This is a genomic window from Sphingobacterium arenae (assembly GCF_014692505.1).
Taxonomy (GTDB): Bacteria; Bacteroidota; Bacteroidia; order Sphingobacteriales; family Sphingobacteriaceae; genus Sphingobacterium; species Sphingobacterium arenae.
Map to the genome: position 1 here is coordinate 1358482 of NZ_JACNYK010000001.1, position 15433 is coordinate 1373914.

The window sequence follows — 15433 nt, forward strand, 5'->3', positions numbered from 1 at the left end:
TTTATTCCTGCCCCAAAAATTATTATTTAATCAAGCTTAACCAAGCTTCCGCCATGAGATTTGCACCTGCTAAGGAAGTATGTACACCGTCTGTTGTCCAATAATCGCCCGCACCTCGGCTCGCGGCTTTGTCAAATACGGATTGGTAAGGCAGAAATGTCGCGTTATACTCTTTAGCTATTTCCTTTGCGGCTTCTTGATAACCTAAGAAATTGGGATACCAGGCGTCCGTTACATGCTTTACGCCTTTGACACCGAATGGCTCGCCAATAATCAATTTAACTTGTGGAAGTTGTTTTAATGTAGTATCTAACAATTGTTGGTATTGTTGTTTGTATTGTTGCGGCGTATTTTGAGCACCTCGGTCTACGGTACGCCAAAAATCGTTTACACCAATAAGAATGCTTAATATCGTTGGACGAAGTTGAATCGCATCCGTATCCCATCTGTTGATCAGATCCGGAACTCTATTCCCGCTGATACCACGGTTATAAACCTGAATGTTTTTGTCTGCATATTTATTGAGTAGGGTGGCGGCGGCCATCATCGCATACCCATGACCAAAAGCACCGGTATCGTTTGGATTTAAATTATCCCGTTTGCGTCCCGCGTCGGTAATAGAGTCGCCTTGAAATAAGATGATATCATTTTGTTGTATGCGTAAATTGCCTCCTTTTTTCAGGCTTTTTTCTTCCGCAAACAGTGCTTTCGTGCCGATTGTGGCAGCTCCTATGGTGAGGAGGCTTTTCGCTAAGAATTTTCTTCTTGTTTCCATATAATATGAAGGTTTAAGAAAACCAAGTTAGCTTTTTCAGACGAACTTTTCAATACCGCGTCGTATTATTTCACACGCATGTTTTATTTCGGCTTCTGATATAGTAAGTGGAGGAGCAATTCGTAAGGCAGTTTCACAATGCAAATACCAATCGACCATGAGTCCGTGCGCAGCACAAAATGTACTCACTTGGTACACCTGTTCAAAGGTTTCTAATTGCAGGCACATCATCAAGCCCATTCCCCTAATCTCTTTTATTTTAGGATGGTTTAGTTCCTTGCGGAACAAAGCCGCTTTTGTGTCCACTGTAGCTAGCAGGTTTTCATTCTGGATGACCTGCAAGGAGGTTAACGCAGCAGCACAGCTTACCGGATGGCCCCCGAAAGTGGTAATGTGTCCTAACATGGGATTGTCTTTGATGACGTCCATAATTTCCTTTCGTGCAACGAATGCGCCAAGTGGCATACCGCCTCCAATACCTTTTGCTAACATCAACACATCTGGTACAATCCCAAAATGTTCGAAAGCGAACATTTTTCCTGTTCTTCCGAAGCCGGTTTGTATCTCATCAAAAATCAGAATAGCACCCGTTTCGTCACATTTTCGGCGGAGATCTTGCATAAATGTTGTGGAGGGAACACGCACGCCTGCCTCTCCTTGGATAGCCTCCACGATAACCGCTGCGGTTTGGTTTGTAATGCTGTCCAAACTACGTACGTTGTTGAACTGGATAAATTCTATTTCGGGGAGTAGGGGAGCATACGCTTCTTGATAAGCAGGATTCCCAATTAGACTTAAAGCCCCTTGTGTGCTACCATGATATGCTTTTTCCGCAGCAATAATCTGCCGACGTCCGGTATACTTCTTGGCGATTTTCATGGAACCTTCGACGGCCTCCGCTCCACTGTTCGTGAAATAAACGGAGCCGAATGACGAGGGCAGTATAGAAAGTAACTCGGTGGCAAATTGTACCTGAGGGGCTTGTATAAACTCCCCGTATACCGTAACATGTAGGTATTTTTCCAACTGCTGTTGGATGGCCGCTAATACCTTGGGGTGCCGGTGTCCGATATTACTGACATTAAAACCGGATACGAGGTCTAAATAGCGTTCGCCATGAGGACCGTATAGATAAACTCCCTCGGCTTTTGCAATTTCGAATAAACGGGGAGACGAAGATGTTTGCGCTGTATTATTAAGAAAAAGCTCTCTGTTGCTAATCATTTTTTAATGACAAGTGATCCGTAACGACTAACCTGTGATGCGTGTTCTGTAAAGAGTACCCTGATAACTTGTAACGTTGTCACTACTCCGGACGCTACCCAGATTAACGGTTTCTTCTTTGTAATTCCTTGTAAAGTAACTCACGGAAATTCTGTTCGACTTCAAAAAATTGAGAGGCTCTGGCGGAGCCAACTACTTCTGCGAATTTTTTTCGATATTCTTTTTTGACATCCAGTTCTTTCGCATCATATGAAAGTATGTCCCGTTTTTCAGACCGATCCGATTTATTGAAAGCATTCACTCCTCTTGGTGAAGGTGTGGTTGTACTTTCTTTTTTCTTAGACCGAATAGCCCAAATTTCTTTGCTATATTGATTATATATCGGGAAGAAACGTTGTGCTTCAGCAGGCGTTAAGCTTAATTCTTTCGTGATATAAGCAATCTTTTCACTCTCAATCGCCGCAAATCGTTTGGAATCCCGGGGTTGTGCACTCGCAGATGCTATACAGAGTATAATCGCGCCAATCGTAACAAACAAATGTTTAAAACGTAACATTATAATGCATAATTTAAATAGTCTTCAATATCATTTTCCTTAACATGTGTACAAACCCCTTCCGCATCATGAGCATGATCGATACACTCTATGACATAAAGGATGTCATCGCTGTCATTCAAAGCACTTAGATAATTAATAATCTCGTCATCAGGAATAGAAGACAGATGCGACTCGTCGACGCTGCCTTGGGTTTTATTGTATATGCCGTTGTATGAAGCAATTCCAACGATTACGGCGATACACGCTGCAGCCACATAGGAAACCCACTTATTGAAATGGAGCCTTCGTACAGGTATATGCTGACGCGCCTTCTCTACAGTTCGCGCAATAATCTTATCCTGCAGTACTTGTGTATAACCTTCGGGTATGACAAATCCGTCATTAGATACCTGTTTTTTTAATTTATCTTCAAATATTTTGTTTTGGATGCGTCCTGACAAGCTTTCAAAATAGTTTGCTGGAACAACGAAGTTCGCTCGTGGTACGGCGTTTTCTATTCTTGTTTGGGCAAGAATTTTATCTGATAAATCTTCAAAGTATCCTTTAGGAATGTTGGCATCTTGAGTTACAGTATCTTTATACTGCTCCATTTTGATGTGAAGCTGTATATGATCCGTTAATTGAGAAAAATAATTTTTGGGTACCACAAAGGGGGGGACACGTAATGATCCCGGAAGGTTTAAACCATCCATTCCATCGTAATATGTATTATCTTCCTTCATAGTCACTTGTTTAGAGTCAAAAAACCGTTTAGGGTTTAATCGTTTGATGTAAAAAAGTGCTCTATTTTTTTAACGGCTAGGTGATAAGACGCTTTTAATGCACCTACGCTTGTACCTAGAATCTCGGATATTTCGTCGTATTTGAGATCCTCAAAATATTTCATGTTAAATACCAACCGTTGTTTGTCTGGAAGAGTTAACAATGCTTGTTGTAATTTCATCTGTGCTTGATCACCGTTAAAATAACTTCCTTCCGCTAACGTTTCGGATAGATAAGCAGAGCTGTCGTCATCTAACGACACGCTCTGCTTTTGTTTTTTTCTATTTAGAAAAGTGATACATTCATTGGTAGCGATACGATATAGCCATGTATAAAGCTGGGAATCTTCGCGAAATTTTTCGAGGTTTCGCCAAACTTTGATGAATATATCTTGCACGACGTCATCCGCATCATCATGATCAATAACCATCCGGCGAACGTGCCAATATATTTTTTGTTGGTATTTTTTGAGCAAATAGCCAAACGCCTCTTCACGTGTACGTTCATCAGCAAATTTTGATATAATTAAGGCGTCTTCCATTTGTTCTTTGTCACTATTTTCTGGTAATTACTTTTCTTGCTGCTGCTACGATTGAAGCGGCATTAAGTCCATATTTTTCCATCAGTTGTGCGGGTTTTCCCGATTCACCGAAGCTATCGTTGACGGCAACAAACTCTTGTGGAGTAGGTCTCTTTGTCGCTAAAAGTTGGGCAATACTGTCGCCCAGACCACCTAAACGGTTGTGCTCTTCAGCAGTGACCACACAGCCTGTTTTAGTCACAGAGTTTAATACGGCCTCCTCATCGAGGGGTTTAATGGTGTGGATATTTATAATCTCCGCATTAATCCCCAATGTTTCTAACTCCTCGCCTGCTTGGATAGCTTCCCAGACCAAATGTCCCGTGGCAATAATCGTGACGTCTGTTCCCTCATTTAACATGACAGCTTTACCTATTTCAAATGTTTGGTCGGCCGGGGTAAAGTTAGGGACTACCGGACGTCCGAAACGCAGGTAAGCTGGGCCTTCATGGTTGACCAGAGCAAGGGTTGCTGCTTTGGTCTGGTTAAAATCGCAGGGATTAATTACGGTCATCCCAGGTAACATCTTCATTAATCCGATATCTTCAAGAATCTGGTGTGTAGCGCCATCTTCACCCAATGTCAACCCCGCATGTGAAGCACATATTTTCACGTTTTTGTCTGAGTAAGCGATGGACTGCCTAATTTGATCGTATACGCGACCGGTTGAAAAATTGGCAAAGGTACCGGTGAAAGGAATCTTGCCACCAATGGTTAAGCCTGCGGCAATACCCATCATATTGGCTTCTGCTATTCCAATTTGGAAGAAGCGTTCTGGAAATTCTTTGATGAAATCGTTCATCTTTAACGACCCGATCAAGTCGGCACAAAGTGCAACTACGTTATCGTTCTGCCTTCCTGCTTCTAACAGACCAGCACCAAAGCCGGAACGCGTATCTTTTGATTCTGTATATGTGTATTTTTTCATTTCTTAGTATCTCTCCTATCCAACATCTATTTAATAGTCTCCCAATGTTTCGGCATTCTGTGCCAATGCAGAGGCCAGTTGTTCATCGTTAGGTGCAATACCATGCCATTTGTGCGATCCCATCATGAAATCAACCCCGTTGCCCATTTTTGTATGCAACAAGATCATCACTGGTTTGCCTTTTCCCGAACGTGATTTGGCTTCATCTAAACCTCGGATTACTGATGTCATATCATTACCCTGTTCTACGTCCAGCACATCCCACCCGAAAGCTTCCCATTTCGCACGAAGATTTCCGAGAGACAGAACATCCTCCGTCGAACCATCGATCTGAGCGCCATTATAATCAATGGCAGCAATGATGTTGTCCATCTTATTGTGGGGGGCGTACATCGCTGCTTCCCACACTTGTCCTTCTTGAAGCTCTCCATCGCCCATCAACACGTATACCAAACTGCTGTCTTTGTTCAATTTTTTAGCTTGCGCGGCTCCGATAGCAACAGATAAACCCTGGCCTAATGAGCCCGACGCGATACGAATGCCTGGTAACCCTTCGTGCGTGGTGGGATGCCCCTGCAAACGAGAGTCCATTTTTCTAAAGGTACTAAGTTCACTTGCAGGAAAGTATCCGGCATGTGCTAAGGTACTATAGAAAACAGGAGAAATGTGTCCGTTCGATAAGAAAAATAAATCTTCTCCGACGCCGTCCATATTAAAAGAAGGGTCATGTTTCATCGCATAAAAATACAACGCTACAAAATAGTCCGTACAACCAAGCGAACCTCCCGGGTGACCGGATTGGCAAGCATGCACCATACGAACGATGTCACGTCTTACTTGTGAAGCGATCTGTTCTAGTTTGTTGATATCTGCACTCATTTTTGAAATTTAATGTTTCGGTTATTTTGGCTGTAAAGTTAATGATTTTTAGCAGAGTAGCTGACAAAAACCGTAACTAAAAAAGGGAAGACTATACAACCTTCCCTTTTCTGCTTTTTTATAATGGATTATAGTGCCTCGGCAACGACTTCTTCGACTTCTGGCACCATTCGTTTCAATAAACCTTCAATTCCCGCTTTTAGTGTAATGGTAGAGGATGGGCAGCCACTACATGAACCGCGTAACTCTACGGTAACTACACCATTATCAAATGACCGGTAGGCGATAGCGCCGCCATCTTGCTCTACGGCTGGACGTACATAATCGTGCAATACCTGTTGTATTTTTATCTCTGTTTCCGATCCCTCAAAATTTACCTCTTCCGAATGTTCGATTGGTTTTACTGGTAATTCTGATTCCACAGCCCCTTTAACAAAATCTTTTAATAACGGTTCAATATCGCTCCATTCTACACTTTCGCTTTTGGTAACTGTCACGAAATTGCTCGCAAAAAAGACCCCTTCTACAAAATTAAATTTAAATAATTCTCTGGCAAATTCGGATTCTTGGGCTTTTTCCCGGTCGGGATAATCCAGACTACCATTGATTAATAACTTGTTGACCAAAAACTTCATTGTAGAAGGATTGGGAGTTGTTTCTGTATATACGTTAATTGTTGCCATACTGTGTATCATCTATAATAGTTGACAAATATACACCAAAAATGTACCAACACAGGTCATCTTGACGTCAAAGCTTAGCGTATGAGGCCCGTGTAATTATTTGGCGAAATTGCTTTAATTTCTTTTTTGATTTCTTCACTTACATTTAATCCATCAACAAAAGTGGCGATTGTTTCTTGTGTTACGTGTGCATGCGTACGTGTTAGGTCTTTCAATGTCTCGTATGGTTTTGGGTGCCCGTCTCTTCGTAATATCGTTTGAATAGCTTCAGCTACGACAGCCCAATTGTTCGCTAGATCCGCTTGGAGTACAGGTTCGTTAAGAATGAGTTTCCGTAGCCCTCTCAAGGTGGATTTAACTGCGATAATCGTGTGGGAAAGGGGTACGCCTATATTACGGAGTACTGTCGAATCGGTCAAATCACGTTGCAGACGAGAGATAGGAAGCTTCGCTGCCAAATGCTCGAATAATGCATTAGCGAGACCTAGATTTCCTTCCGCATTCTCAAAATCTATAGGATTGACCTTATGTGGCATGGCTGAAGATCCAATTTGTCCCGCTGTTATTTTCTGTTTGAAATATTCCATGGATATATAAGTCCACATATCCCGACATAGGTCTATGAATATATTGTTAATGCGTTTGATAGCATCACAACTGGCAGCAAAATTATCATAATGTTCAATTTGTGTTGTTGTTTGAGAACGGGATAGCCCCAGGGTCTCATTCACAAATTTATTGCCAAACGCCACCCAATCTGTCTCTGGATATGCGACGTGGTGGGCATTGAAGTTTCCAGTTGCACCACCAAATTTTGCGGAGAAGGGTATCTGTTGCAACAGCTCTAACTGCTTTTCTATCCGTTCGATGAAAACCTTAATCTCTTTTCCTAAGCGCGTCGGAGAGGCGGGTTGTCCGTGCGTTCTGGCCAACATGGGGACGTCCTGCCACTGTTTTGCAAGCGATGTCAGTTCGCTTAGTAATTCCTGGACATTCGGGAGATAGATTTGATTTAAGGCCTCTTTCCAAGAATAGGGAATAGCTGTATTGTTTATATCTTGTGAGGTCAGCCCGAAATGGATAAATTCGAGTGAATTATGCAACCCTAGTTTTTCAAACTCATTTTTTAGAAAGTATTCTACTGCTTTAACATCGTGGTTAGTTACTTTTTCAGTGTCTTTTATCCATGCTGCGTTTTCCAACGAAAAATTCTGGTAGATTTGACGAAGACGCTCATTGAGAGAGCCATCAAAATGAGCTAACTGTGGAATTCCAGATTCACACAACGCGATGAAGTATTCTACTTCCACTAAAACGCGGTATTTAATCAAGGCGAACTCCGAAAAATAGTTTGAAAGTTCCTTTGTATTGTTATGATAACGTCCATCGATAGGAGAGACGGCAGTTAGGGGGGATAAGCTCATGATTACGAAAAATAAAAATTAAAATTAAACATCTGCTTTTTAGGGCAGAATGAAACTACGCAACAAAAATAATAAAAACTCGAAAAGAAGCACTTGTAGAAAAAAAGAAAACCCACACAGCTGTGTGGGTTTTAACGTATTTTTTAATGTCGTTCGGATTATTGAACGTTTTCCAAAGAGTCAACGATAGAATCGCCTTCTGCTCTAACTGAATCAGCGACATTTTCCAATGAATCTGCTACTTGCTCAGTAGAGTTTTCGATTCCTTCTGTTAATGTTTCTGTAGCATCTTCGTTTTGAGTTTGCTGACCGCCACATGAAGCAAGTCCGATTGTTAACGCAAGACCTAAAAATCCGAATTTAAATAAATTTTTCATTTTTAATTTTCTGTTTAATTGAAACAAATTTGTTTATTACATCTTAATACCGGCAATTATAAAAGGTAACCCAATTTTTTTACACAAGGATAAATAAAAATTAATCCATTCATAAAGGACCTCTTTTATAAAGCAGGTGCGAATATAATAGTGTTTTGCCGAAATACAACAATAAAAAACATTTTTTATGAAAAAAGTGTTACAATTGAGGAGGATAACTCAAATAACTTAATATGATAAAAAAACTGAGGAATATGCTTCAATTGTTGAAGCACGTAGATCTGGAGCAATTAGATGCGCTATCAAAGAAGGTTGATATTCCTACATTGATGGATGGGATGTCAAAAATGAGTGAAGAACAGTTGAAAGGGATGGCTAAACTATTAACAAGCAATACGAAGAGGCGGGAGGCACCTGAAATTGATGCAGATTTCTATGATATAGAGGCAAAGTTGTCTTCCGAGAACCGCACCCTACAATTGAAGGTAAGGGAGTTCTTAGAACGGGAAATTAAACCCATTGTCAATAAATATTGGTTGCATGACGAGTTCCCCTTTGAAATCATTCCCAAATTAGCAGAGCTTAATGTTTGTGGTTATGTTTATGAGGGGTATGGCTGCGCAGGAGGTACGTCGTTGATGGATGGTATTATAGCTGCAGAATTTGGACGGATCGATCCTTCGATCGCCACATTCTTAGGGGTGCAAAGTGGATTGGCAATGGGGTCTATCTATATGTGTGGTTCTGAGGAACAGAAGCAGGAGTGGCTGCCAAAAATGCAGCGACTGGAGAAGATCGGTGCATTTGGATTGACAGAGCCAGAAGTCGGATCAGGAACGGCAGGTGGTTTAACGACAACTTGTCGTAAGACAGCAGAGGGATGGGTACTAAACGGACAAAAGAAGTGGATTGGCAATTCTACATTCTCTGACATGACGATCATTTGGGCGCGTGATGTGGATGATAACCAGGTGAAAGGATTTATTGTTCGTAAAGACAACCCAGGTTTTATGGTTGAAAAAATTAAGGGTAAGATGGCGTTGCGCATTGTGCAGAATGGATTGATAACATTGACGGATTGCTTGATTCAGGAAGTTGACCGTTTGCCACTTGCCAATAGTTTTAAGGATACAGCGAAAGTATTGCAAATGACGCGCGCGGGTGTAGCTTGGATGGCGGTTGGCTGTGCCCGAGGTGCATACGAAAACGCGCTGGATTATACATTGAAACGCAAGCAGTTTGGTAAACCGATTGCTTCCTTTCAGTTAATTCAAAACCATTTAGTAGAAATGTTGTCTAATTTGACGGCTATGCAGACGCTCGTTTTCCGTTTGTCAGAACTACAAGACGAAGGGAAATTGAAAGATGAACACGCCTCCTTGGCCAAAGTGTTTTGTACACTGCGTACACGGGATATTGTTTCGAGAGCACGTGAAGTGATGGGGGGTAATGGAATCTTGTTGGAATATAATGTTGCCCGATTTTTGGCTGATGCAGAAGCTATTTATTCGTATGAGGGGACAAAAGAGATTAATTCTCTGATTGTCGGGCGTAGCATTACAGGTATAAGCGCGTTTGTATAACGTGTAGATGCCAAATGTCGACATATAAAAAAGCCCAGCTGTTTAGCCGGGCTTTTTTATTATTTACTTCTTTCTGTTTTTCTGTTGTGCTTGCTGTTGACGCATCATCTCTTCCATTTTTTGTTGAAAAGAGGATTTTTTTGCTGCTTTTGGGTTTTTCTTATGTTCCTCGATCTTTGCTAAGATTTTGTCATCATCAATAAACTGACGAATGATAAACTGCGTGAGTAATGTTAAGACTGCTGATAAGAAGTAATAGTAGTTTAATCCAGCAGGGAAACTGTTCAATACAAAGAAGAATATCAACGGCATAAAGTAACCGATGTATTTCATTTGATTGTTGGCTGCTGCGCCAGATGTAGCATTGTTATACCATGTCGTTACCAATGTGGTCAGTGTCATGAGCACACACATAAATGAAATATGGTCTATTCCAAAAATAGGGGTAAAAGTAATCGGTGCGTCATAAGTGGACAAATCTTTTACCCAAAGAAAACTCTCTCCTCGTAACTCAAATAGATTGGGAAAGAAGAAGAAGAAAGCAAGTGTGAAAGGCATCTGTAGCACGAGGGGTAAACACCCCCCTAGCGGATTTACGCCGGCTTGTTTATACAGCTTCATGGTCTCCTGTTGAAGAAGCATAGGATTATCGTTGCCTACTTTTTCCTTTATTTCGTCGATTTGTGGCTTTAATACACGCATTTTCGCCATGGACTGATATGATTTGTAGGTCAATGGGAACAATACGCCCTTCAAAATAAGGGTTAATATTAAGATAATGATACCGTAGCTCAAATGAAGACCGTCGAGAACGTCAAAAATTGGAACCGTGATAAATTTGTTTATCCAACCCATAGGTCCCCAACCCATCTTAATGATTTGTTCGAAATCATCTCCATGTGCTTTCAACACTTTGTATTGGTTCGGACCAAAAAATAAATTGAAAGTGTAGTGATTATCTTTTTGGGCTGAGAAATCCAAATCTGCAGAAGCCTTGTAGTGTTTGATTACGCCATCGTTGGCGTCAAAAGACACACTAAGTTCTGTGTTGTTTAACGGTTGATCAGATGTTATGGCGGCAGAAAAGAAGTGTTGTTTGAACGCGATCCAACTTAGTTTTTCCGAGATCTGCTCCTTATCGTCACTTGTCTCTGATAGATTGTCTACATTCCCCGTAGATTCTTTATAGAATATTGTTGACCGTTCACGTTCGGATTTAGCATTTCGTTCTTTTCTGAGCAGCGTTGTTTCCCAGTTTAATCCGATGGAATTGGACTTGATGTCCATGAGGTTTTGAATACCCACTGCTTTCACATCAAGTCCAATGTTATAATCGTTACCTTTAATAGTATACGTGTATTCTAAATACTGGGTTTCATTATAGTTCAGTCTAAAAGTTATCGATTGGGTAGACTCTCCGGTAACGGAAATATCTCCACCTTGTGGGGTGAAGGTCAAATTGCTGGTGTTGATATTTTCGTCATTGGCCTTGAAAGCGAAACCGAATTGGTTCTGACCCTCGTCAATAATCATGAGAGGTTTCCCATCGTAATTTGTTTCGTTCTTCAACTGAACAGATCGGATTTGCCCACCTTTGGAACTTACCTTAGCAATAATCAACTCATTTTCTAGTGTAACGACTTGTTCATCTCCCAGACGAGCATTGCCAAATGGTTTGCTGGATATTTCGGCGGTGTCAATTGTTGTTTGCGAATTAGCGCTTAATGTGTCTGTAATAGGAAGGCCATCTCTAACTCTTTTTAACGAATCCTGAAGCCTTTGCTCTTGTTGAAGTTCTTGCTCCGTAGGTTTCATTAAATAAAAAGAGCCTGCCAGGATTCCGAAAATTAGTACTAATCCAATGAGGGTATTTCTATCCATTTTTTATTTTTTATTTTTTCAATTATATATTACAAATGCATGTCTTAACCTTTTCTATAGGAGATGGCAGCGGCTACAAAGCTAACAAAAAGCGGGTGAGGATTTGCTACAGTCGACTTTAGTTCGGGGTGGAATTGTCCTGCCACAAAGAAAGGGTGGTTTTTCAATTCGACAATCTCTACCAGTCCAGTTTCCGGATTCTTCCCCGACGCGATCATACCCGCATCTTCATATTGTTTTAGATACGCGTTATTAAATTCGTAGCGGTGTCTGTGCCGTTCGGATATCTTAGTTTTACCGTAGATAGAATAGGCTTTCGTACCTTTTTTTATGTCGCAGGCATATGCCCCCAGTCGCATGGTGCCCCCCATATCGGTAATGTTTTTTTGTTCTTCCATTAAATTAATAACCGGATGAGGTGTATTTTCATCCATCTCAAAGCTGTTTGCTTTTTTCAAACCAAGGACATTTCTTCCAAACTCTATAACGGAACACTGCATACCCAAACAGATACCGAAGAAAGGGATTGAGTTTTCTCGTACGAATTTAATTGCAGCCAATTTGCCTTCTAATCCACGTTCGCCAAAGCCGGGAGCGACCAAAACTCCCGCGAGATCTTTTAGTTTCTCAGCGACATTGTCATCGCTGATACTTTCTGCTGCGATATATTTTACTTTTACTTTGGTTTCATTGATCGCACCAGCATGGATAAACGCTTCGGTAATGGATTTATAAGCGTCGGGAAGTTCGATGTATTTGCCCACTAAACCTATACATACCTCACTTGTTGGATTTTTGAGTTTGCCCAAAAAAGTTTTCCAGCTTTCTAAATTAGGTTCGTTCTTGCTGGATAACTTCAGTTTCGCTAAAGCGGTTTTGTCCAATTGCTCTTTAAGCATATTTAGCGGCACGTCGTATATGGTAGGAGCGTCGATAGACTCAACTACCGCATTTATATTAACATTACAAAATTGAGCAAGTTTTTTCCTGATTTCGTGTGTTAGTTTATGTTCCGTACGGCACACGAGGATATCGGGTTGGATACCATATTCCAAAAGCGTTTTTACGGAATGCTGTGTTGGTTTGGTTTTCAGCTCCCCCGCGGCTGCTAAATAAGGAACGAGGGTCAGGTGTATGACCAAAGAGTCACTGTTGCCAAGTTCCCAACGTAGCTGTCTTACTGCCTCAATAAACGGGAGCGACTCGATATCGCCGACGGTGCCTCCTAGTTCCGTGATAACAATGTCGTACTCTCCGGTTTGTCCTAAGAGTTGCATTCTCCGCTTGATTTCATCGGTAATATGTGGAACTACTTGAACGGTCTTTCCTAAATAGGCTCCTGCACGCTCCTGATCAATAACATGTTGGTATATTCTTCCCGTCGTAACATTGTTGGCTTGCGAAGTGGGAACATTCAAAAATCTTTCGTAATGACCCAGATCTAGGTCCGTTTCGGCGCCATCCTCCGTTACATAACATTCTCCGTGTTCGTAAGGGTTCAATGTTCCCGGATCGATGTTAATGTAGGGGTCGAATTTCTGTATGGTCACTTTAAGCCCTCGAGCTTGGAGAAGTTTGGCGAGAGAAGCAGCAATAATGCCTTTTCCTAACGACGAAGTTACGCCGCCCGTAACGAAGATGTATTTACTCATAGCAATAATGAAAATTTCAGCTATTTTAAGACCTAAATATGGCTTTAAATCTGCTTTATGTACGGGATACAAAGATAAGTTTTTTTTGATACTAACCGAAATTAAAGCATAAAAAAAGCCCCACAATGGTGAGGCTTTTTATACTTTAAGGCGGTATGTATTTATTATATGCGTTTCGCTTTGATACGTGCGGCTTTACCGGTACGGCCACGTAAATAGAATAATTTAGCGCGACGAACTTTACCTACACTATTAATATCTATTTTTTGGATGTTAGGCGAATTTATCGGAAAAATACGTTCAACACCTATACCGTTAGAGATTTTACGCACTGTAAAAGTAGCGTTAGAACCTTCGCTGTTTAACTGAATAACGACGCCTTGGTACACCTGAACACGCTCTTTATTTCCTTCGCGAATTTTATAATGAACGCTGACGGTATCTCCTGCTTTGAAAGCGGGGATTTCATTTTTCACTACCGCTTGTTCTTCTACAAATTTTACTAAATCCATGATTTCGAGTAATTATTAAAACGATTTTATATCCTGCAAAAATCGGAATGCAATATTACGGCTTTTATCTTGAATAAAAAAATACTTTTTTAAAAAACCTGATAAACGCTTTTTCAATAAACGGATGCAAAGCTAAAGAAAAAGTAATTAATAATGCACGATATTATTATTCTGCAATTAATGAGGAGATTAGGGAATAATCGTAAATAAAATCTTGACAGTAATAAAATATGCCGTATATTTGTGCCACACAAAAAAGGTGATACCTTTTCGGGGTGTAGCGTAGCCCGGTATCGCGCCACATTTGGGATGTGGAGGTCGTAGGTTCGAATCCTGCCACCCCGACAAAAAAAGCTCGACAACAAGTCGGGCTTTTTTTGTTTTAGGGCAGGATGAGAACCGTTGGTTCGATCCGCAGGAGCTTTCGGGTGGAGCTTGGGGATTGCGTGGCTAAAGCAATCCTGCCACCCCGGCCGAACACAGAGCTTATTTGACATATCTGGCAAATATTAACAGCCAATTGGAACATCTGTTAACGATGATATGCTTGGTTATCATAAATAAATGTTCAATTTCTTGTCTTATGCAAAGAAGATAAAAAACGGATATTTTTAGATTTGTAACGAAAAGATTGTGACAACGATAAAGATTGTTGCATTTTGGGCGTTCAGACAAGATATTCCTGAAAATATGATAAACCAGAATGGGTTGTTCAACGACCTAGTAATATCTCTATTCCAAAACACGCCTGCACAATTTCACGGCAGACCTGAGGCGGTTGCAGAAATGACCAAAGAATTAAGCTTGTTAAAATAGGAGTAAAACAAAGATTGATATGAAACGCTCTTCAAAAGCAGAAAACGTCTTGGCCCAAATCAATAGGGGAGCTAAGTTGGGCGATCTACGGAAGATTGCGAGCGAGATTAAAAAAGATCACGAACTTGCTTTGGAACTTTGGTCTACGGGGGAGTTTTTACCCCGACAATTGGCTATTCTGATTATGGACAAGAAGCAGCTTTCGCAAAAACTCATCGATAAGTTAGATAACAACATTAGGCAACATAATGATGGTGAAAAACTTCAGTTAATTGACTGGTTAATGGCAAATCAACTTTCCAAAGACAAAAAGACAATTTCATTAATGGAAAGTTGGGAAAATAGCCCGTCTTCGTTGCAAAGACGAGTTTTTTGGTATTATCAGGCTCGTCTACGTTGGGTTGGACAAACACCACCTCCAAATACGGAAGAATTGCTCTCTAAAATCGAAATACGGATTGAAAAGGAGGTGCCAGAAGTACAATGGGCTATGAATTACACGACGGCTCAAATCGGAATTTTTGAAGAAAAATATCGCTCCAGATGTATTGAACTTGGCGAACGCACTGGCTTATATAAGGATGAAATAGTTGCCAAAAATTGTACACCTAATTATTTGCCCAAATTAATAGCTATACAAGTAGATAAGCTGAAAAAATAGAAAGAGTAAATTGTTATCGACGAACCGCGTGTCTTGATGATAATAAAGTATATTGTTTGATTGGAAAAGGTGCTATCAACAGAACGCAAATGCCTACAAAATAGGGTATATTAAAAAAAGACTGATTTTCGTCAGTC

15 protein-coding genes and 1 tRNA gene are annotated in these 15433 nt (G+C 40.8%); 3 read left to right on the forward strand and 13 right to left on the reverse strand.

Going from position 1 to position 15433, the window contains the following annotated elements:
• Window positions 1-22: 22 nt before the first annotated feature.
• The 10 genes from H8B17_RS05155 to H8B17_RS05200 form a co-directional block, all read right to left on the reverse strand.
• Window positions 23-775: an SGNH/GDSL hydrolase family protein gene (locus tag H8B17_RS05155; protein WP_190308057.1), complete on the reverse strand. Its 753-nt coding sequence runs from the start codon at window positions 773-775 to the stop codon at window positions 23-25.
• Window positions 776-811: 36 nt separating this feature from the next.
• Window positions 812-1999: an aspartate aminotransferase family protein gene (locus H8B17_RS05160; RefSeq protein ID WP_190308058.1), complete on the reverse strand. Its 1188-nt coding sequence runs from the start codon at window positions 1997-1999 to the stop codon at window positions 812-814.
• A 103-nt stretch (window positions 2000-2102) separates the two neighbouring features.
• A complete protein-coding gene (locus tag H8B17_RS05165) occupies window positions 2103-2555 on the reverse strand; it encodes a hypothetical protein (RefSeq protein WP_190308059.1) in 453 nt (150 codons plus the stop codon).
• Window positions 2555-3280, reverse strand: coding sequence for a hypothetical protein (locus H8B17_RS05170; protein ID WP_190308060.1), 726 nt, complete (start codon window positions 3278-3280; stop codon window positions 2555-2557). Before H8B17_RS05170 ends, H8B17_RS05165 begins: the two co-directional genes overlap by 1 nt.
• 35 nt (window positions 3281-3315) lie before the next feature.
• Complete coding sequence (locus H8B17_RS05175; RefSeq protein ID WP_190308061.1) at window positions 3316-3861, reverse strand: RNA polymerase sigma factor; 546 nt, start codon at window positions 3859-3861, stop codon at window positions 3316-3318.
• Window positions 3862-3874: 13 nt separating this feature from the next.
• Complete coding sequence (locus H8B17_RS05180) at window positions 3875-4828, reverse strand: transketolase family protein (protein ID WP_190308062.1); 954 nt, start codon at window positions 4826-4828, stop codon at window positions 3875-3877.
• A gap of 30 nt (window positions 4829-4858) precedes the next feature.
• Window positions 4859-5707: a transketolase gene (locus H8B17_RS05185; RefSeq protein WP_190308063.1), complete on the reverse strand. Its 849-nt coding sequence runs from the start codon at window positions 5705-5707 to the stop codon at window positions 4859-4861.
• 128 nt (window positions 5708-5835) lie between these two features.
• Entirely contained in the window at window positions 5836-6390 is a 555-nt protein-coding gene (locus H8B17_RS05190; protein ID WP_190308064.1) for a NifU family protein, read from the reverse strand.
• A 74-nt stretch (window positions 6391-6464) separates the two neighbouring features.
• Window positions 6465-7814 carry an adenylosuccinate lyase gene (gene purB, locus H8B17_RS05195; RefSeq protein ID WP_190308065.1) on the reverse strand — a complete coding sequence of 450 codons (1350 nt, stop codon included), beginning with the start codon at window positions 7812-7814 and terminating at the stop codon, window positions 6465-6467.
• Between the two features lie 158 nt (window positions 7815-7972).
• The gene (locus tag H8B17_RS05200; protein WP_190308066.1) at window positions 7973-8191 is read right to left on the reverse strand and encodes a hypothetical protein; all 219 of its coding nucleotides are present in this window, start codon (window positions 8189-8191) and stop codon (window positions 7973-7975) included.
• Window positions 8192-8424: 233 nt separating this feature from the next.
• On the opposite strand from H8B17_RS05200, the gene H8B17_RS05205 reads away from it, so the two are divergent.
• A complete protein-coding gene (locus H8B17_RS05205; RefSeq protein ID WP_190308067.1) occupies window positions 8425-9774 on the forward strand; it encodes an acyl-CoA dehydrogenase family protein in 1350 nt (449 codons plus the stop codon).
• A gap of 63 nt (window positions 9775-9837) precedes the next feature.
• Here H8B17_RS05205 and yidC read toward each other — a convergent pair whose 3' ends face one another.
• The 3 genes from yidC to rplS form a co-directional block, all read right to left on the reverse strand.
• On the reverse strand, window positions 9838-11655 hold the full coding sequence (gene yidC, locus H8B17_RS05210; protein ID WP_190308068.1) for a membrane protein insertase YidC: 1818 nt from the start codon (window positions 11653-11655) through the stop codon (window positions 9838-9840).
• Window positions 11656-11699: 44 nt separating this feature from the next.
• Window positions 11700-13307 (reverse strand): CTP synthase, encoded by a 1608-nt coding sequence (locus tag H8B17_RS05215; protein ID WP_223816371.1) that lies wholly within the window; start codon window positions 13305-13307, stop codon window positions 11700-11702.
• A 164-nt stretch (window positions 13308-13471) separates the two neighbouring features.
• Window positions 13472-13819: a 50S ribosomal protein L19 gene (gene rplS / locus H8B17_RS05220; RefSeq protein ID WP_190308069.1), complete on the reverse strand. Its 348-nt coding sequence runs from the start codon at window positions 13817-13819 to the stop codon at window positions 13472-13474.
• Between the two features lie 271 nt (window positions 13820-14090).
• Here rplS and H8B17_RS05225 point away from each other — a divergent pair.
• Both H8B17_RS05225 and H8B17_RS05230 read left to right on the forward strand, forming a co-directional pair.
• Window positions 14091-14164, forward strand: a tRNA-Pro gene (locus H8B17_RS05225).
• 490 nt (window positions 14165-14654) lie between these two features.
• On the forward strand, window positions 14655-15296 hold the full coding sequence (locus H8B17_RS05230) for a DNA alkylation repair protein (protein WP_190308070.1): 642 nt from the start codon (window positions 14655-14657) through the stop codon (window positions 15294-15296).
• The last annotated feature ends 137 nt before the right edge of the window (window positions 15297-15433 follow it).